The organism is Bradyrhizobium sp. TM239 (assembly GCF_036247985.1).
GTDB lineage: Bacteria > Pseudomonadota > Alphaproteobacteria > Rhizobiales > Xanthobacteraceae > Bradyrhizobium > Bradyrhizobium ottawaense.
On record NZ_BTIR01000018.1, the window covers coordinates 18999 to 36785 of the forward strand.

The following is a 17787-nucleotide window of genomic DNA, read 5'->3' on the forward strand; positions in this document are numbered from 1 at the left end:
ATCGAACCCGGAATCCATTCATCGACGAACATTGCGGCCCGATGGATTCCGGGTTCACGCTACGCGCGCCCCGGAATGACGAGAAGCTAGTGCGTCAATTCCTTCATCGCACCTTCCAGCCCTTCGATCGTGATCGGATACATCCGGTTGGCGAAGATGCGTTTGATGATGGTGGTGGATTCCGAATAGTCCCAGTGCTTCTGAGCGACCGGGTTGAGCCACACCGAATGCGGATAGGTGCGGATGATGCGGTCGAGCCAGACCGAGCCGGGCTCCTCGTTGACATGCTCGACCGAGCCGCCGGGCACCATGATCTCGTAAGGCGACATCGAGGCGTCGCCGACGAACACGATCTTGTAGTCGTGCGGATATTTGTGCAGCACGTCCCAGGTCGGCGTGCGGTCGGTGAAGCGGCGCTTGTTCTGCTTCCACACGCCTTCATAGAGGCAGTTGTGGAAGTAGAAATACTCCATGTGCTTGAACTCGCTCTTCGCCGCCGAGAACAGCTCCTCGACCTGCTCGATATGCGCGTCCATGGAGCCGCCGATGTCGAAGAACACCAAAAGCTTCACCGCGTTGCGCCGCTCGGGACGCATGTGGACGTCGAGATAGCCGTGATTGGCGGTCTCGCGGATGGTGGTGTCGAGATCGAGCTCGTCGGGCGCGCCGGTGCGCGCGAACTTGCGCAGGCGGCGCAGCGCCACCTTGATGTTGCGGATGCCGAGCTCGACATTGCCGTCGAGGTCCTTGAACTCGCGCTTGTCCCACACCTTCACGGCGCGGTTGTTGCGGTTCTTCTCCTGGCCGATGCGGACGCCCTCGGGGTTGTAGCCGTGGGCGCCGAACGGCGAGGTGCCGGCGGTGCCGATCCACTTCGAGCCACCCTGGTGCCGGCCTTTCTGCTCCTCGAGGCGCTTCTTCAGGGTCTCCATGAGCTTGTCCCAGCCCATGGCCTCGATCTGCTTCTTCTCTTCCTCGCTGAGATACTTTTCGGCGAGCTTCTTCAGCCACTCCTCGGGGATCTCCGCCTTCTCCATGGCGTCGAGCAGGTTTTCCAGCCCCTTGAACACCGTGCCGAAGACGCGGTCGAACTTGTCGAGGTTGCGCTCGTCCTTCACCAGCGAGGTGCGCGACAGGTAATAGAAATTCTCGACCGAATAATCCGACAGGTCAGCGTCGAGCGCCTCCATCAGCGTGAGGTATTCGCGCAGCGTCACGGGGACCTGCGCGTCGCGCAGAGAAGTGAAGAATTGCAGGAACATGGGTGACAGATTGCCCGTCGGGTGGCTGACGTCAAGGGGCGGAGACCGCCGCGGGGTGCTGGACCGGGAAGCTTTTTGCTCTAGAATTGGGGCCCTCACGGGGTTGTTTTTGGGACGTTTGCAATGGGAATTGTCGCAGCACTCATCATCGGTGCGATCGCGGGCTGGCTTGCGGGCAAGATTGTCCACGGGGCGGGATTTGGACTGATCGGCAACATCGTCGTCGGCATCATCGGCGCGCTGGTCGCAAGCTGGGTGTTGCCCCAGCTGCACATCCAGCTGGCAACGGGCACGGTCGGCGCCATCGTGGACGCCACGATCGGCGCGGTGATTGTGCTCGTCATCCTTTCGCTGATAAAACGGGTCTGAAAGCCTGACCGAACCAGGAACGGCCGCCGCGAGCGGCCGTTCGCTTGTCGCGACGGGGCTTGACGCCTCTCGCCGACGATGACCCAAGGACACGCGATGAAATTTACCGGCACCAAGGACTATGTTGCGACCGACGATCTCAAGGTCGCCGTCAATGCCTCGATCGTGCTCGAGCGCCCGCTCCTCATCAAGGGCGAGCCCGGCACCGGCAAGACGGTGCTGGCCGAGGAAGTCGCGAAGGCTCTGAACGCGCCGCTGCTGACCTGGCACATCAAGTCCACCACCAAGGCGCAGCAGGGTCTCTACGAATACGACGCGGTGTCGCGCCTGCGCGACAGCCAGCTCGGTGATAGCAGGGTGTCCGACATCAAGAACTACATCAAGCGCGGCAAGCTGTGGGACGCCTTCACCGCCGAGCAGCGCCCGGTGCTCTTGATCGACGAGATCGACAAGGCCGACATCGAATTCCCGAACGATTTGCTGCTCGAGCTCGACCGCATGGAATTCCATGTCTACGAGACCGGCGAGACGATCAAGGCCAAGCAGCGCCCGATCATGATGATCACCTCCAACAACGAGAAGGAGCTGCCCGACGCGTTCCTGCGCCGCTGCTTCTTCCACTACATCAAATTCCCCGACGCCGACACGATGGGCCGCATCGTCGACGTCCACTTCCCCGGCATCAAGAAGCGCCTGGTCGAAGAGGCGCTGCGCATCTTCTTCGAGGTGCGCGAGGTGCCCGGCCTGAAGAAGAAGCCGTCGACGTCGGAGCTTTTGGACTGGCTCAAGCTGCTGCTCAACGAGGACATGAGCGTCGAGCAGCTGCGCGAGCGCGACCCGCGAAAACTGATCCCGCCGCTGCACGGCGCGCTGCTGAAGAACGAGCAGGACGTGCATCTGTTCGAGCGGCTGGCGTTCTTGAGCCGACGGGAAGTGTGACCTTCCCGTGTCCCGGACGCGCTGCAGCGTGCAACGCTGCTGCGCAGAGCCGGGACAGTAGACGACACGGTACAATGCGGCGACATGGGCCCCGGCTCTGCAGCGCACCATCAAGAGACGCTGCGCTGCGTCCGGGGCACGAGAGTAGACTCGCATTTTGAATCGCAGACACACCTTCGCAGCCTCGCGACGCATTTCGCCCGAGCTTTGCTCTCTCCGTCGCCCCCAAGGAAAGAGGGCGCAGGGAAGGCCGGGTGCCGGCTTGGCACCCGCGGTCCGCTGTGCGCAGATAGCGCAAAAGGACTGCACAGCGGCATACAGGTGCGGCCGAACACACGGCCTTCCCTGCGCGATGGTCGGACGGCTTATGCCGTGCTCTCCCGGGAGCCGAACTTTCCTTTGGCCTCCCTCGCCCCGCGAATTGGATGATGCCGTCTGCTCGGTTGGGCTCGCGCACATCTCCGCGAAAGGCTTGACCGTAGCAACGACGGCCAGGACCACACGGTTTTGCCGTACGCAGCTCATCCGGCTTCGCCAAGAGGCTTCGCCGGACTTCGGCGCCGCTCGTCCGCGCGAAGCCTCGGGCTCACAGGGACTACCCGCCCTGCCCGCGCCTCTCGCGCACGACGCTGCCGCGTCCACCGCAACCCGGCCCGCGTTTCGAACGACTCGCGAACCGCCCCTCTTCGTCGGGCCGGGCTGTGTCGATGTATGCCGCAATTCCGAATTTCGGTAAAGTGGAATATTTTTGCGGAAAGGGGTTGACCAGCCCGCGACACAGCAAATCTGGTAGGGTGGGTTAGCGTTAGCGTAACCCACCTCTTTTGCTTCCGCAGCGGCAGAAGTGGTGGGTTACGCCAGCGGACTGCGCTTCGCGCTGCCCGCTAGCTAACCCACCCTACGCAGATCCTCACGCCACCGCCGCATCCGGGATGCGCGCGGCCTCCATCGGCTGCTTGCCGCGGATCAGGTCGGAGGCGCGGTCGGCGATCATCATGGTGGAGGCGTTGAGGTTGGCCGAGATCATGCGCGGCATGACCGAGGCGTCGATGACGCGGAGGCCTTCGAGCCCATGCACGCGGAGCTGGTCGTCGACCACCGCCCAGGTCGAATCCGCCGGGCCCATGCGGCAGGTGCAGCCGGGGTGGAAGGTGGTGGTGCCGCGCTCGGTGGCGGCCGCCAAAAACTCGTCGTCGGTGTTGATGTTCGGCCCGGGGAAATCCTCGTAGGCGTAATAGGGCGAGAGCGGCGCCGACTTCAAAAGCCGCCGCGCGAGCTTCATGCCGCCGACGATGACGCGGCGATCGAGCTCGGCGTCGAGATAGTTGGTCTGGATGATCGGCGGCGCGAACGGATCATTGGAGCGAATGCGGACATAGCCGCGGCTTTCCGGGCGCTGCTGCCAGGAAGCGACCGTCATGCCGGGCTCGTCTTCGAGCTGGCCCTGCACGCCCTCCTTGTAGCTTGCCGGCGTGAAGGTGAGCTGGAGGTCGGAAGAGTCGGCGCTCTCGCCCGAATGCCAGAAGCAATACACCATGGTCGGCGACAGCGAGAGCAGGCCGCGGCGCGCGGTCGCCCATTTCAACGCCTCGATCCACAGCGAGACGCCGCGGCGGAGTTCGTTGATGGTCTTGATGTCCTTGACGCGCGCCACCGTACGTGGCGCGTAGTGGTCCTGGAGGCCCTCGCCGACGGGCAGCGCGTGACGCACGGCGATGCCGTGTTGCTGCAACAGACCGGGCGAGCCGATGCCGGAGAGCTGCAAGAGCTGCGGCGAATTATAGGTGCCGCCGGAGAGGATCACTTCCTTGTTGGCGCGCACCTCCACCGGCGTGCCGCCACGGCCACCTTTCATGTAACGCACGCCGACGGCGCGCTTGCCCTCGAAGATGATCTCGGTCGCGTGCGCATGGGTGTGCACATGCACGTTCGGCCGCTTCATCGCCGGCTTGAGGAAGGCGGTCGAGCCGGAGACGCGCAGGCCCTTGTCGATGGTGCGCTGGCAGTAGGAGACGCCTTCCTGCTTCGCACCGTTGTAGTCGGGGTTGCGCGGGATGCCGAGCGAGACCGCGCCTTCCATGAAGGCTTCGCAGAGCGGATCGCGCCACTCCATGGTGGTGACGGTGAGCTTGCCGTCGCGCCCGCGAAAATTGTTGTCGCCCTCGCCGACCCGCTTCTCCAGCCGCTTGAAGTAAGGCAGCACGTCGGCATAGCCCCAGCCGCGATTGCCCATCTGCGCCCAGGTGTCGAAATCCATGCGCTGGCCGCGGTTGTAGATGTGGCCGTTGATCGAGGACGAGCCGCCGAGCGTCTTGCCACGCGGCGCGTAGATGCTGCGCCCGCCGGTCCAGGGCCCCGGCTCCTGCTGGTAGGCCCAGTTGATGCTCTTCATGTGGAAGGTCTTGATGAAGCCCGCCGGCAGATGGATGTAGGGATGCCAGTCGCTTGGCCCCGCCTCCAGCACGCAGACGCTGGTGCTGGGGTCTTCGCTCAGCCGGCTGGTGAGCACGCAACCCGCAGAGCCCGCGCCGACGATCACATAATCAAATCTGTCCATGGTGCCTCGGCCGCTCCTAGCGCGGCTTGTCGTTGAGTTGAAATTCCAGATGGGTCCGCACCGTCGGCCATTCGGCGGCGGTGATGCTGTAGACCACAGTGTCGCGCAAGCTGCCGTTCGGCGCCACCTGGTGGCTGCGCAAAATGCCGTCCTGCTTGGCGCCGAGGCGCTCGATGGCGCGGCGGCTCTGGTGGTTGAAGAAATGGGTGCGGAATTCGACCGCGATGCAGTTCAGCGTCTCGAAGGCGTGGCGCAGCAGCAAGAGCTTGCACTGCGTGTTGAGCGGGCCGCGCTGCGCGCTCTTGCCGTACCAGGTCGAGCCGATCTCGACGCGGCGGTTGGCGGCATCGATGTTCATGTAGGTGGTCATGCCGACGATGTTGCCGCCAGCGTCGAACACGGTGAACGGCAGCATCGAGCCCGCGGCCTGCAGCCCCAGGCGGCGGTCGATCTCCTTGGCCATGTTGTCCGGCAGCGGGATCGCGGTGTACCAGAGCTTTGACAGCTCCCCATCCTTCACGGCCGTCACCAGCCCGTCGAGATGCTGCTGTGACAGCGGCTCGAGACGGGCGTGCTGTCCACGCAGGGTGACGGGATCGGGCCAGGGCATTGTATCGTTCCTCATGAATGTCATTCCGGGCGGTCCGCAGGACCGGACCCTCAATTTCGAGATCCCGGGTTCGGCTCTCCGAGCCGCCCCGGGATGACGATGGCGTACTACGCCATCGTCACTTATTCAAAAAGTTCAACGGCAATCCGCCCCGCGGCCAGTCCATGGCGACCAGTTCGCCCTTGCCCGACAGCGTGATGTAGGCGGTCTTCAGCTCGGGGCCGCCGAAGGCGATGTTGGTGGTGACGCGGTCGCCGGTCGGGACCTGCTCGACCAGCGTGCCGTCGGGCGCGATCACCGAGATACAGCCGGAAACGAGGGTGGCGACGCAGACATTGCCGCCTGCTTCCACCGCGAGCGAGTCGAACATCTGGTAGCCGCCGAGGCCGCAGATCGGCTTGCCGCGCTCGCCGCGATAGATCACGTCGCGCGGCTTCAGCGTGCCGGGCGCGGAGAGCTCGTAGGCCCAGAGCCGGCCGGTCGGCGTCTCCGCGATGTAGACGGTATTCTCATCCGGCGACAGCCCAATGCCGTTCGCCGGCAAGATGCCGTGCACGACCTCGACGAGCTCGGTCATCCCAGGCTTGAGGTAGTACATGCCGCCGACGTCCATCTCGCGGGCGCGGCGCTTGCCGAGATCGGAGAACCAGAGCCCGCCCTGCTTGTCGAACACCAGATCGTTCGGCCCGCGCAGATCGTGCGCGCCGCATTTGGTGACGACGGTCTCGACCTTGCCGGTCTGCAAATCGACGCGCTGGATCGAGCCGCCGAGATAATCGTCGGGCTGAGGGCCCGGCATGATCATGTTGCGGGTCGGGATCCAGGAGAAGCCGCCATTGTTGCAGATGTAGATCTTGCCATCGGGGCCGAGCGCGGCGCCGTTCGGCCCGCCCGGAATTTTCGCGACGATCTCCTTGCGGCCGTCGGGATAGATGCGGGTCAGGCGCTGGCCGCGGATCTCCACCAGCACCACCGAACCATCCGGCATCACGACCGGCCCTTCGGGAAATTCGAGGTCGGTGGCGAGAACGCGGACATTGGACGTGGCAGTGGACATTGGGGCCCCTCCCGGCTGATTGTTATGACTTGCACGGGATGTCCGGCACGGGCCCCACACGCAAGATTTGCCTGCGGTTATGACAAAGACACCCCGGCTTGCCAAGCAAGCGGGATGGTATGCCAGCGTTGCGGAAGCTCTACTGCTTCACCGGCAGCCAGATCTCGAAGCCGCCATTGCCGGTTGAGGGATCGAACGCTTCGTCGTAGCGCTCGAAACTCGGCGCGTCCGCAGCCGTCAATCCCGAGCCGGGCAGCCATCGATTCCAGATCGTGTTGACGGTGCGGCGGATCGAGGCGACGTGCTCGGTATGCGCGAACACCGCATAGCGCTGCTCGGGGATGCGGATGCGGGCGAAGCGTCGCGGCAGGTCCGAGAACTCGGCGACCTCGACGCCAGCGATGTAGTCGAAATTGCCGGAATCGTCGCCGTTGCAGCAGACGCCGTAGGCGACCTGTCCGACCCTCGAGGGAATATCGGCGACCTCCTGATGAAAGCGGTGCCACAGGCCGGGGATGACGGCGCCGTTGTCGCAAGAAATGCGCTCACCGGGACCGGCGACGAGCAGAGCCCGCGCGGTCTCGAAACGCGGCGGCGCGAGATGGTCGAGCATGGTGGAGTCCATGAGGATCGGCTCCTGAAGCTTGAGGTCATTGGCGCACATCACCGCCCTGACCGCTTCGGGCGTGGTGCCGAATTGGTCGCGGAACGCGCGGGTGAAAGCTTCGTGCGAGCCGTAATCGGCCTCCAGCGCGACGCTGAGGATATCAGGCGCGCCTTTCGCAAGAAGACGCGCCGCCTCCGTCAGCCGCCGCGCGCGGACGTAGCGCATCACCGGAAGGCCGGTGGCTGCGGCAAACGCGCGCACGATGTGGAACCGTGACACGCCCGAAACCACAGCGATCTCGTCGAGCGTCATCGGCTCGGCCAGATGGCTCTCGATATACCAGAGCGCGCGCTGCGCTGGGTTCATGCGGCTCAACCCTCGTTCGAAGCGTGGCGATGATGGGCCGTCAGCGCCGGCTTCGCTTGATCGGCATTGCTGTCCGCGCGCAAGGATAGTCCGGGAATGGCCGCTGGCAACGCCCCGGCGTTCGCGGCTAGACTGTTTCGAAACCGCTCACGAGAAAGAGGAACCCGCGTCATGGAAATCACCGATGTGCGGGCGCACCATATCCGCATCCCCTATGACGCCGGCGTTGCGAGCTTTCGCCAGGGCGCGTCCGCGATCACCGCGCTCGACATGGTGCTGGTCGAGGTCACGACTGATGCCGGGCTGACCGGTTGGGGCGATGCCTTCGCCTATGTCTGCCCGCGCACCACGCGCAGCGCGGTGGAGGAGATGATCGCGCCGCAGGCCCGCGGGCTGAAGGTGCCCGATGCCGCCGGCATCCCCGCCGCGATGGAGCAGATCCAGCGCAATCTGCATCTGTTCGGCCGCTACGGCATCACCATGTTCGCGATCTCGGGGCTCGACATCGCGCTGTGGGATCTGGCGGCGAAGGTCGAGGGCGTGCCCCTGCATCGCCTGCTCGGCGAGACCAGACGCACGGCCATTCCGGCTTATGCGAGCCTGCTGCGGATCGGCTCGCCCGACAACATCGCGGCCGAATGCCGGAAGGCGCTCGCGCTCGGCTATGGCGCGATCAAGCTGCACGAGACCACGGCACCCGCGGTGTTCGCCGCGCGCGAGGCGATCGGGCCGGCCATTCCGCTGATGGTCGACATGAACTGTCCGCTCACGGCCGAGCAGGCGATCGCATTCGCGACGTCGTGCCGCGATGCGCGGCCGATGTTTCTGGAGGAGCCGGTCTGGCCGCCCGAGGATTTCGCCGCGCTCGCGGAGGTCCGCGGCAAAGGCGGGCTCGGGATTGCCGCCGGGGAGAATGCCTGCACCGAATATCAATTCCGCCAGATGATGGAAGCGGGCGCGGTGAGCCACGCCCAGCCGTCGGTGACCAAGGTCGGCGGCATCACGGAATTTCTGAAGATCGCGGCGCTCGCCGACCGGCTCGGCGTCAAGATCGTTCCGCACTCCCCGTATTTCGGTCCGGGCCTGCTCGCGACGCTGCATCTCCTCGCGACACGCGACGACGGGCTGGTCGAGATGTTCTATCTCAAGCGCGAAGCCTGCCTCTGGGGCGGCCGAGCGGACAGCGATGCCACCGGCCATGTCGCGGTGCCCTCGGGCGTCGGGCTCGGCTATGAGCCTGATCGGGGCGTGATGGAGCGCTATCGCGTGGCGTGATCGGCAGGCCTATTTCGCAGCGTCCTTCGCTGGCGGCGCGTCCTGCTTCTTCTTCAGATCCTCGGCCGTCTTCGCCTGGGCGGCCTGGAGATCGAGAAGCGTCTTCTGCAGGCCGGCGAGGTTCGTCTTCAGCGCGTCGATCTGGCGACCCGCGGCATCCAGCTTCTGCTGGTGGTCGAGCGTGAGCTTGGTGATCGTCTTCTGCAGGAAATCGACATTGCTCTGCAGGCAGCTGGTGCGCCGCTCCATGGTCTTCTCGACCGTGCAGATCTCGATGCCGGGCACGTCCTGCGCGTGCACCTGCGCATTCGCCAGCGTTGCGAGCAGCAATATTGCGAAACAGATGCCGGCGCTTCGAAGCAGCATGAGAGGTTCCTCGTCCGCGATCACGGCAATGTGCGCTTTTTGCGCACAGCCACCCAAGGCTACCACACTCGTACCGCATTCTCGCGTTGAGCTTGCATCGTTCCCTTGGACGGGGAACGATGATCCGCACGCGGAAGAAGTGGGCGCTGTTCCGCGGCTTTGGTTAGGGGAGATTTTTGGAATGGCAACGCGCGATAGACGACTGGCGGAATTCGACGGCGCCGGAGAACCACCGCCGGGGCTTGCGCTCGAGGTGCTGTGCGAGGACCACAGCGGAACGTACCAGCTGCCGTTCGCCTGCCGCTATGTCGAGGGACGCTGGCAGAACAACGAGGCCGGCATCGCGGTGGAAGCGACCGTCATCGGCTGGCGCCTGCCGCGCGTGAGGCAGCGCGGGGCCGCCTGACGCCTGCATCTGTTCCAAAATGCAACGGCGCCGCGCTCCGCCTTAACCTTCGGAACGCGGCCCGAACGAATCACGTCCGAATCAGCCGAACGGCCGTGTACGCAGCTGTTCACGGCTAGATGTCGATGCGGCTCTACCGGCGCGTACAATATCTGCGCAGCACGGCGGATGGCCCAGGCCGGGCACGGGCGCCAAAGGTTAATCGCGACAAGGGCATAGCGCGCAAGGCCACCCGGGCCGGCACCCGCCCCCGAAACAGGCAGGACCAGGCAAGGCCTGCCTAATATTCGACCTCGAGCTCCTCGATCTCGGCCGGCTCTTCCCTCGCCGCCGCGATCCATTCCTTCATCTCATCCATCGCCATGATGGTGTCGGCGTAGGCCTTCAGCTGCGGTTCGAGCTTGACGTCGTAGGTGACGAAGCGCGTCACCACGGGCGCGTACATCGCATCCGCCATGGTGCGCCGCTCGCCGAACAGGAACGGGCCGCCCGATTTCTCCAGGCAGTCGCGCCAGATCGACCAGACCCGGTCGATGTCGGCCTGCGCGCGCGACCAGATCTTGAAGCCGGGAAAATGTCCTTTCAGATTGACGGGCAGCGAGGCGCGCAAGGTGGTGAAGCCGGAATGGATTTCGCCGCAGATCGAGCGGCAATGGGCGCGCTGCACGCGGTCATCAGGCAGCAGGCCGGCTGACGGCATCGCCTCGTTGAGGTATTCGGCGATCGCCAGCGTATCCCAGACCACCGCACCGTCGTGCCGCAGGCACGGCACCAGGATCGACGACGACAGCAAGAGGATTTCGGCGCGCGCCGACGGATCGTCCGGCGCGGTGACGATTTCCTCGAAATCGAGCCCGGAGAATCTCGTCAGCAGCCAGCCGCGCAGCGACCAGGACGAGTAGTTCTTGCTGCTGATGGTCAGTGTCGCCTTCGCCATATGGCCCTTCCCTCACGCCTGGGAGCGCACTGCCGGGCGTGCGTGCCCCGTCCTTCCCGCCCAAAGAGCAGCAAGCGACGTGCCAATTTTCCCGGCGGCCCGGCCCCCATCTGGCTTCGATATTGCATCAAGACGGGGGACAGGTGGGCACTTCAGTATGATGTCGATGTATTATCAGGCCTTTCAGAACCAGATGGACCTGACTGCGCCGTGGCGCGCGGGGGCTTCGTCCGCGCTCAGATTCCTCAATCTGGTGCCGCAGGGCATGTCGGATCAGGTCGTCGGACGGCTGTCGGCGGCGCTGGAGCTGATCTCGCGCTCGACCCTCACCTATCATCGCCCGGCCTACGGCATCGACAGCGTCAGGGTGGGCAATCGCGAAGTCGCCGTCACCGAGGAGATCGCCTACGCGACGCCGTTCGGCTCGCTGCTGCATTTCAGGAAGGACGGCGTGACGGAGCAGCCGCGCATGCTGCTGGTGGCGCCGATGTCCGGCCATTTCGCAACGCTGCTGCGCGGCACCGTGCAGACGCTGCTACAGGACCACGACGTCTACATCACCGACTGGCACAATCCGCGCGACATTCCGCGCAGCGAGGGCCGCTTCGGGCTCGACGACTACACCGAACATCTGATCGATTTCCTCGGACAGCTCGGTCCGCGCCCGCACATGGTGGCGATCTGCCAGCCGTCGGTGTCGGCGCTCGCGGCCGCCGCGATCATGTGCGAGGACAACCATCCCTCGCGCCCGGCGACGCTGACGCTGATGGCGGGGCCGATCGACACCCGCATCCAGCCGACCAGGGTCAACGACTTCGCCAAGAGCAAGCCGATCGAATGGTTCGAGCAGAACCTGATCAATTACGTACCAATGCAGTGCCGCGGCGCCCTGCGGAAAGTCTATCCCGGCTTCGTGCAGCTCACCGCCTTCGTCTCGATGAATCTCGAGCGCCACATCAAGCAGCACATGGACCTCGCCAACCACATCGCCAAGGGCGAGAAGGACAAGGCGGCGACCATCAAGACCTTCTACGACGAATATTTCGCGGTGATGGATCTTCCGGCCGAGTTCTACATCGAGACCGTGCGCGACGTCTTCCAGGAACACCTGTTGCCGCAAGGCAAACTGATGCATCGCGGCCGCCCCGTGAACACCAAGGCCGTCAGCCGCATGGGGCTGATGACGGTCGAGGGCGAGAAGGACGACATCTGCTCGATCGGCCAGACCCTTGCAGCCCAAGACCTCTGCACCGGCGTGCGTGCCTATCGGCGCGTCCACCACATGCAGGCCGGCGTCGGCCATTACGGCGTGTTCTCAGGCCGGCGCTGGAATAACGAGATCTATCCGCTGTTACGGGATTTCGTGCACGTCAATTCGTGAGGCGCACGCCGCGACGCGCGAGAGCTGCTCTTCAAGCCCGTATCGAGCCGGGCCACGCGACGACTTGCCCAGACATTACAAGGCGGTTGCGTCCGCCCTCCTTGGCGGCGTAAAGCGCCTTATCCGCAGCCGCTATCAGCGACGTGCAATCCGCCTTGTCGCCGAACGACATATGTGTGGCGCCACCAATGCTGAGGGTGACCTGCCTGGATGGCGGGTTGAGCGCGTGGAGGATGCCGAGGTCCTGAATCGCTTGCCGGATTCGCTCTCCGACCTGCTCGCACCCTTCCATGCCGGTATTTGGTAGCAGCAAGATGAATTCCTCACCACCATACCGAGCGGCTACGTCTGCCGGCCGTCTGGCCTGCTCCGCCAGGACCCCGGCGACCGAGCGAAGACATGCATCGCCAGCCTGATGCCCGTACTGATCGTTGAAACTCTTGAAATGATCGACGTCCATCATCAACAATGACAGGGGCGTTCCTTCGCGCCTGGCTCGGTCCCATTCCGCCTCTAGCCGTTCGTCGAAGTGTCTGCGGTTTGCCAAGGCCGTCAGGCCATCCGAACTGGCGAGAGCCGCCAGTCTATCCTCCAGATCCTTACGTTCGGACATGTCGCGCGAGATCGCCACCACGCCGTTGATGTCTCCACTCTGCGCACTCCTGGCGACGCGCAGTGCGGTTTCGATCCAGACCTCGCCTTTCTCGCGATGCCGGGTGCGATACGTGATTCTAGCCTCTTCGGCTTCGCCGTTCCCCAACGCGGAGATCGTCTGCCCAACCCGGGCCAGGTCCGCGGGATTTATGCCGGCGAGGGCTGACGTATCCACCAACTGGTTTGGAGCCCAGCCAAGAATCCGAGCGCTGGATGGCGACGCATAGAGGATCCGTCCATCGACCGCTATGCGCATGACCATGTCTCCCGACTGCTCTGCAAGGAGGCGAAAATCCGCCTCCTTGGCGACCAGAGCAGCGGCCATCTTTTGCCGCTGGTGCAGCTGGTGCACCAGCAAGAGCCCCGCAACAGCGAGTCCTCCTATCAGCCCGAGCACCGCAGCCATGCGTGTCAGCGCGGCTCGGCGCCAGGGGGCCAAGACGTCATCTTCCGATTCTGTCGCAACCACGAGAACGGGGTAGCGACTGCTGAGTTGATAAAAGCTCAGACGCCGGACGCCGTCGAGAGGCGACGTGAAGTAGTAGACGTCCGCGGCCGGCCGCTCACGGATAATCCTGAAGAGCGTAGCACTCGACAGATCGCGGCCCGTATATCCGTTGTCCGGGCTACGCGCGAGGATAATGCCGTTCGCGGTCGCCAATGCAATTGAACCGCTGTGGCCGACGTCGAAACCACGATAAAACTGCAGAAAATAGTCGACGTCGATCGTGGTAAGGGCAACTCCGGCAAAACTGCCGTCAGGATGATTGAAGCGCCTCGACGCGGTGATGATCCATTGCCCGCCCGACCTGCTCCTCACTGGAGACCCAATGAAGGTGCCCCGGTCAGCCACGGCACGATGATGCTGGAAATACCCTCGGTCGCTGTTGTTGAGGCCGGCGAAATCCACAGGCTCGCTGGTCGCGAGCCAGCGGCCGGTCTCGTCATAGACGAACACGGCGCGGATCCGGTTCGCGGCTTTGCGCCGGGAAAGAAAGGTCTGAATCTTGGCGATTGCCGCCGGGCTGGTTCCCTCGAGTTCGAGTTGGCCAACCAACACATTGAGAACGGTGTCCGCGAGTTCGAACGTATCGTCCGCGTGCTGCGTCACCGACCGGGCCAGATTGGCCATGTCTGTTTCGGAGCCCTTCAGCACCGTCTGTCGCGAAGACCACTCCCGCCAACCGCTGAGTGCGACGATCGCCAAGCAGGCGACCGCCACGAATGCCGAGGCCCAGAGCGTCAGACGCCCCTGGCGAACATCACTACGGTGATCGATCAAGAGACGCAGCCAGGTTCAGTAAAACTCGTCGGATGCAGGCTTCGAACTCCGGCAAGATGTGCCAAATCGTCGATCCGCGGTTGAGGCCGAATGACCAGGCTCTCTGCCGGCAGACGCACCGTCGGCGAGAGCGATGCGGGCTTCGCGCCAGTTGTAACAATGTGAGGCAACGGCGCGGCCATTGACCAGATGTTCTTGAGCATAGCCCTGTTCACGGAGCATGCGATGACACCGTTCCCTTTCAGACGGGCGACGGTAAAGAGCTTGCGGATCAGCAGGTCTCGTTCAAGCGATTGCGGCAAATGGAACTGCATCCCGACGAGCCGGCTTCTTTGTTGCACGATCATCGCGTCGATCCAGCCCACCTGCATGATGTGTACGCGCAGCGGTTCTCCGGCGCGAGGACAGTCAATGCCGGCGCCGAGCAGAACGCCGGCGCCAGAGAGGGAGATGTTGCTCACGCGCCCGGAGAGCACCTCGCCGGTGCCAGTCTCGATCAAGACTGATTCATCGAAGTCGAAACGCTCCTCGGCGCGTCCCATCCGCGCCTGCAGCGAGGTCATGCAGACGAAGAAGAGCACGACGATGTTCACCACCGACCAGAAGGCGACCATCGGTAAAGCGGCCGGATGATCGATCATCCGCCATTCCGGGATGGTGTTCAGAACCAGGCCAACAACCGTCAACGCCATCAAGGCCGCTGACGGCCAGAATATCTCCGCGGCGTAGCTTGCGCACCGCGCGGCAGCTCCCTTGGGCGTCACCCTGAACGCATGTCCCGTCGGCTTGACGAGAGTCCCAAGCACCGTCGGCAGAATCTTGAAGCTCTGGATCGTCGCCGACACCTGAGCGGCGAGCGGAAAATGCGCGTGCGGCGCAAACCACGAGATGCCGCCGTTGAGCGCCAGGATCGCGGGGAACAAGTAAAAGAAGACCGACTCGGGGGTGACGTCGACGACAGGCGCTAGACCGGTCCACATGAACACGATCGGAACCGCCACGACCATGAGCGCCCGCAGGCCCAATGAGAGCCAATGGGTCGGAAAGAACAGGAGCCGATGCATCAAGCCCAGTCCGGGGCCGAGCGGGCCGTCGGCGAGATACAGCGTCTGGATCGCGCCACGCGCCCAGCGTTGCCGCTGCACGAAAAAGGCGTCAAGGCTCTCCGGCGCCAGTCCAATCGCCAGCGGCTCGCGTAGATAGCGAGTGATGTACCCCTTGCGCAGCAGGACCAGCGTCAGCAGGATGTCTTCCGTAATGGACTGGGTCGGCAAGGCATCGCCCACCGCGCGGAGTGCTGCGCGACGCGTGACGGAGTTGGAACCACAACAAAAGGCACCATCCCAGCCGTCGCGCGCTGGCATGATGGAATCGAAGAAGAACCGTTGCTCGTCCGGCAGCCCCTTGTGCAGGCCAAGATTCGCCTGCATCGGGTCCTCATTGTAGAAGGTGTGCGGGATCTGAACGATTCCGATCTTTGGATCAGCGAAGAAGCCCATCGACCGCATCAGGAAATTGCGCTGCGGCACGAAGTCCGCGTCAAAGATCGCGAAGAACTCGCCGCTCGTCTTCGTCAGCGCATGATTGATATTGCCGGCCTTGGCATTCAAATTGTCGGCGCGCGTGAGATACCCGGCGCCCTTGTGTTCGCAGAGTTCCTTGAGCCAGGGTCTGCGACCATCATCCAGGACCCAGACGTGGAAGTTTGGATAGTCCAGACACAGCGCGCCAGTGATCGTCTTTTCCAGCACCTCGAATGGCTCGTCATAGGTCGGAATAAAGACGTCGACCGAGGGCAGTTCGTCATCCGGCAGGCTGCGAAGCCGATGCTCGTGCTGATCTGCTTCGCTGCTGCGATCGGTCCTGCGAAGGAAAGTCAGATAGAGAATGAACTGATCTGTGAAGGTCAGAAGCTCGACGAAGAGACAGAACCAGATCCAGCCGACCTGATACCAAGTCCCGCTTGCCGGCAGCACGGTTGTGAAAATACGCCATTCGAGATAGCGGGCGACCACAAGCCAAACCACGATAAAGACCGCGACACGCGCCCAAAGGCGCGCGACTGGAAAGGTCGGCGCCAACAGGTACATCGCCGCAAAGATGCCCAGCATCGGCGCGAACAGCTGAGAGAGAGGCAGAGTCATGGCCTGCATGGAACATCTCGCTCACAGGGACGAATGATCGAGCTCCAGGCGCGCGGTCAGCCATTTCAACTTCGAGCTGACCAATCGCAGCAGGCCGTCGGCGCTACGCTCGAAGCGCACCTCAGCCAACCGTCCGATATCGCAGGAGCCGTTATGGTCGGCCGACGTCTCATTGGGCGGAAGCGATATCTCAACGGTAATGTTGCCCGGATCAGGCCGCGGCACCCGAGCCGCAAGCAGCCGATCATCGCCGTACGCTGCCGATCCGCGGACTTGCCGGATCTGGCCGGTCTTCCATTCGCGGCTCCCAATCAGGCGCACGGTAGCCGCATCTCCGGCCTTGATCTTCTCGAAATCGCGTTCGGGGAGTTCAACAACGATAAATCGGCGTTCGCAATCCGCAAAATCGAAGACCGATTGCCCTTCCGTGACCATCGAGCCCGGGCTGGCCGCGACCGACCAGACCACATGGGCTGCGGGCAAGGACAGATCGTAGTGATCGAGACGATCGAGCCGAGTGCGTTCCTCTGCGATTTCCGCGGCCAGCTGCGTGGCACGTGAGCTGTTCTGCAACAGGTCTGTCTCGAGCTCCTGGCGGCGGAGGACAAGCCGCTCGCGCTGCTGCTGAGAATACGGCACGTCATTGGCGTCGCCACGAAGGTAAATGCCCTTCTCGGCCGCCCCCACCTCGGTCTTGAGGCGCTGCAGGCGTTCATCGGCCATCTGGCACCGCGTTGCGGTTGCCTCCTGCGAGGCCTGGGCCTCACCGGAGCGGATTTGCGAACTGATGCCGAGCTTCACGAGCCTCTCCATCCGGCCCGCGACATCGTTCCGCTGCCGCGCCTCGGCGAGACAGCCGCCTTTTTCAACTTCCGTCTCGCCGATCTCGTGGCTCAGGCGCGCGACCATCCCCAAACGATAGTCCTCGCTGCGCTCGCCGAGCTTGCGATCGAGCCCGGCGATTTCCTCGAGTTGCCGACGTGCGAGCTCGGCGCGTTTGGTGGACATGGCAAGCTGCTGATCGAGGTCCATGAGGTGCCGGCGATCCGGCGACCGCGCCCCGACCATCGGCACCACCCGGCTCTGCTGGAAATATTCACCCTTGCGTGGAAGATCAGGCGAGAGCTGACCCGCGAAGGGTGCAGTCACCCGCATGAGCTCGGCATTGACGAATGCGGAGGGAGCGATTCGGTAGGTCACATACGGCAACAGGGCCCATCCGCTCAGCGCGATGATCCCGAGCGCCAGGGCTCGACGAACAACCCGGCTACGAATGAAACGTTCGACGTGCAAACGAACCACGACTGGACCTCCAATGGGCTTTGGGCGCTGCGCCTGCCGCAGCGAAGGCAAGCCAATCGCCGCATGGCCCGGCGTTGGGATGAAGTCTGCGCCTTGAGGCAAGGAGCAATCCGACAACATTGCCGCCAGCCGAAATCAAGATTCGCCGCCGCGGCAGACTCGCCTTCGCAACCACGAGAAGCATATCTAGCATTCACCACAACAGGTTAAGCTGTGTCAAAACCGGATAACTACGGCTGCCGAGCCGAGGATCAAGATATCGACCCATTCCGG

At 63.7% G+C, this 17787-nt stretch carries 15 protein-coding genes; 5 read left to right on the plus strand and 10 right to left on the minus strand.

Features of this window, described 5'->3' with window-relative positions; all coding sequences use genetic code 11:
- Positions 1-86 precede the first annotated feature (86 nt).
- The gene (locus tag AABA84_RS26890; RefSeq protein ID WP_212246957.1) at positions 87-1262 is read right to left on the minus strand and encodes a vWA domain-containing protein; all 1176 of its coding nucleotides are present in this window, start codon (positions 1260-1262) and stop codon (positions 87-89) included.
- A gap of 123 nt (positions 1263-1385) precedes the next feature.
- Between AABA84_RS26890 and AABA84_RS26895 the strand changes: the two genes are divergently transcribed.
- Positions 1386-1631, plus strand: a complete 246-nt coding sequence (locus AABA84_RS26895) for a GlsB/YeaQ/YmgE family stress response membrane protein (RefSeq protein ID WP_018318587.1) — start codon at positions 1386-1388, stop codon at positions 1629-1631.
- Positions 1632-1727: 96 nt separating this feature from the next.
- Complete coding sequence (locus AABA84_RS26900; RefSeq protein ID WP_028145612.1) at positions 1728-2570, plus strand: AAA family ATPase; 843 nt, start codon at positions 1728-1730, stop codon at positions 2568-2570.
- Between the two features lie 910 nt (positions 2571-3480).
- On the opposite strand, the gene AABA84_RS26905 is transcribed toward AABA84_RS26900, so the two are convergent.
- The 4 genes from AABA84_RS26905 to AABA84_RS26920 all read right to left on the minus strand — a co-directional run bounded on the left by AABA84_RS26905 (position 3481) and on the right by AABA84_RS26920 (position 7767).
- Complete coding sequence (locus AABA84_RS26905) at positions 3481-5127, minus strand: GMC family oxidoreductase (protein WP_338313671.1); 1647 nt, start codon at positions 5125-5127, stop codon at positions 3481-3483.
- Between the two features lie 16 nt (positions 5128-5143).
- The gene (locus tag AABA84_RS26910; protein ID WP_212247569.1) at positions 5144-5737 is read right to left on the minus strand and encodes a GNAT family N-acetyltransferase; all 594 of its coding nucleotides are present in this window, start codon (positions 5735-5737) and stop codon (positions 5144-5146) included.
- 118 nt (positions 5738-5855) lie between these two features.
- A complete protein-coding gene (locus AABA84_RS26915) occupies positions 5856-6794 on the minus strand; it encodes an SMP-30/gluconolactonase/LRE family protein (RefSeq protein ID WP_212246954.1) in 939 nt (312 codons plus the stop codon).
- A 139-nt stretch (positions 6795-6933) separates the two neighbouring features.
- Complete coding sequence (locus tag AABA84_RS26920) at positions 6934-7767, minus strand: AraC family transcriptional regulator (RefSeq protein WP_338313672.1); 834 nt, start codon at positions 7765-7767, stop codon at positions 6934-6936.
- Between the two features lie 171 nt (positions 7768-7938).
- On the opposite strand from AABA84_RS26920, the gene AABA84_RS26925 reads away from it, so the two are divergent.
- Positions 7939-9042: a mandelate racemase/muconate lactonizing enzyme family protein gene (locus tag AABA84_RS26925; RefSeq protein ID WP_338313673.1), complete on the plus strand. Its 1104-nt coding sequence runs from the start codon at positions 7939-7941 to the stop codon at positions 9040-9042.
- A gap of 9 nt (positions 9043-9051) precedes the next feature.
- Here the strand turns inward: AABA84_RS26925 and AABA84_RS26930 are convergent, their stop codons facing one another.
- Positions 9052-9408, minus strand: a complete 357-nt coding sequence (locus AABA84_RS26930) for a hypothetical protein (protein ID WP_338313674.1) — start codon at positions 9406-9408, stop codon at positions 9052-9054.
- 181 nt (positions 9409-9589) lie between these two features.
- Between AABA84_RS26930 and AABA84_RS26935 the strand changes: the two genes are divergently transcribed.
- Positions 9590-9814 (plus strand): hypothetical protein, encoded by a 225-nt coding sequence (locus tag AABA84_RS26935; RefSeq protein WP_091966320.1) that lies wholly within the window; start codon positions 9590-9592, stop codon positions 9812-9814.
- Between the two features lie 280 nt (positions 9815-10094).
- On the opposite strand, the gene AABA84_RS26940 is transcribed toward AABA84_RS26935, so the two are convergent.
- The gene (locus AABA84_RS26940; protein WP_338313675.1) at positions 10095-10751 is read right to left on the minus strand and encodes a glutathione S-transferase family protein; all 657 of its coding nucleotides are present in this window, start codon (positions 10749-10751) and stop codon (positions 10095-10097) included.
- A gap of 157 nt (positions 10752-10908) precedes the next feature.
- Between AABA84_RS26940 and AABA84_RS26945 the strand changes: the two genes are divergently transcribed.
- On the plus strand, positions 10909-12132 hold the full coding sequence (locus tag AABA84_RS26945; protein ID WP_338313676.1) for a polyhydroxyalkanoate depolymerase: 1224 nt from the start codon (positions 10909-10911) through the stop codon (positions 12130-12132).
- Positions 12133-12163: 31 nt separating this feature from the next.
- Here the strand turns inward: AABA84_RS26945 and AABA84_RS26950 are convergent, their stop codons facing one another.
- The 3 genes from AABA84_RS26950 to AABA84_RS26960 are packed head-to-tail and all read right to left on the minus strand — an operon-like array spanning position 12164 to position 17514.
- The gene (locus tag AABA84_RS26950; protein ID WP_338313677.1) at positions 12164-14068 is read right to left on the minus strand and encodes a diguanylate cyclase domain-containing protein; all 1905 of its coding nucleotides are present in this window, start codon (positions 14066-14068) and stop codon (positions 12164-12166) included.
- On the minus strand, positions 14065-16221 hold the full coding sequence (locus AABA84_RS26955; RefSeq protein WP_338313678.1) for a glycosyltransferase: 2157 nt from the start codon (positions 16219-16221) through the stop codon (positions 14065-14067). Before AABA84_RS26955 ends, AABA84_RS26950 begins: the two co-directional genes overlap by 4 nt.
- A 12-nt stretch (positions 16222-16233) precedes the next feature.
- Positions 16234-17514 carry an HlyD family efflux transporter periplasmic adaptor subunit gene (locus tag AABA84_RS26960; RefSeq protein WP_338305353.1) on the minus strand — a complete coding sequence of 427 codons (1281 nt, stop codon included), beginning with the start codon at positions 17512-17514 and terminating at the stop codon, positions 16234-16236.
- Positions 17515-17787: the final 273 nt, after the last annotated feature.

Excerpts from the sequence above, each read along its gene's own strand:
- AABA84_RS26890 (WP_212246957.1), bottom strand. The coding sequence starts at position 1,262 with ATGTTCCTGCAATTCTTCACTTCTCTGCGCGACGCGCAGGTCCCCGTG.
- AABA84_RS26895 (WP_018318587.1), top strand. The coding sequence starts at position 1,386 with ATGGGAATTGTCGCAGCACTCATCATCGGTGCGATCGCGGGCTGGCTT.
- AABA84_RS26900 (WP_028145612.1), top strand. The coding sequence starts at position 1,728 with ATGAAATTTACCGGCACCAAGGACTATGTTGCGACCGACGATCTCAAG.
- AABA84_RS26905 (WP_338313671.1), bottom strand. The coding sequence starts at position 5,127 with ATGGACAGATTTGATTATGTGATCGTCGGCGCGGGCTCTGCGGGTTGC.
- AABA84_RS26910 (WP_212247569.1), bottom strand. The coding sequence starts at position 5,737 with ATGCCCTGGCCCGATCCCGTCACCCTGCGTGGACAGCACGCCCGTCTC.
- AABA84_RS26915 (WP_212246954.1), bottom strand. The coding sequence starts at position 6,794 with ATGTCCACTGCCACGTCCAATGTCCGCGTTCTCGCCACCGACCTCGAA.
- AABA84_RS26920 (WP_338313672.1), bottom strand. The coding sequence starts at position 7,767 with ATGAACCCAGCGCAGCGCGCGCTCTGGTATATCGAGAGCCATCTGGCC.
- AABA84_RS26925 (WP_338313673.1), top strand. The coding sequence starts at position 7,939 with ATGGAAATCACCGATGTGCGGGCGCACCATATCCGCATCCCCTATGAC.
- AABA84_RS26930 (WP_338313674.1), bottom strand. The coding sequence starts at position 9,408 with ATGCTGCTTCGAAGCGCCGGCATCTGTTTCGCAATATTGCTGCTCGCA.
- AABA84_RS26935 (WP_091966320.1), top strand. The coding sequence starts at position 9,590 with ATGGCAACGCGCGATAGACGACTGGCGGAATTCGACGGCGCCGGAGAA.
- AABA84_RS26940 (WP_338313675.1), bottom strand. The coding sequence starts at position 10,751 with ATGGCGAAGGCGACACTGACCATCAGCAGCAAGAACTACTCGTCCTGG.
- AABA84_RS26945 (WP_338313676.1), top strand. The coding sequence starts at position 10,909 with ATGATGTCGATGTATTATCAGGCCTTTCAGAACCAGATGGACCTGACT.
- AABA84_RS26955 (WP_338313678.1), bottom strand. The coding sequence starts at position 16,221 with ATGCAGGCCATGACTCTGCCTCTCTCTCAGCTGTTCGCGCCGATGCTG.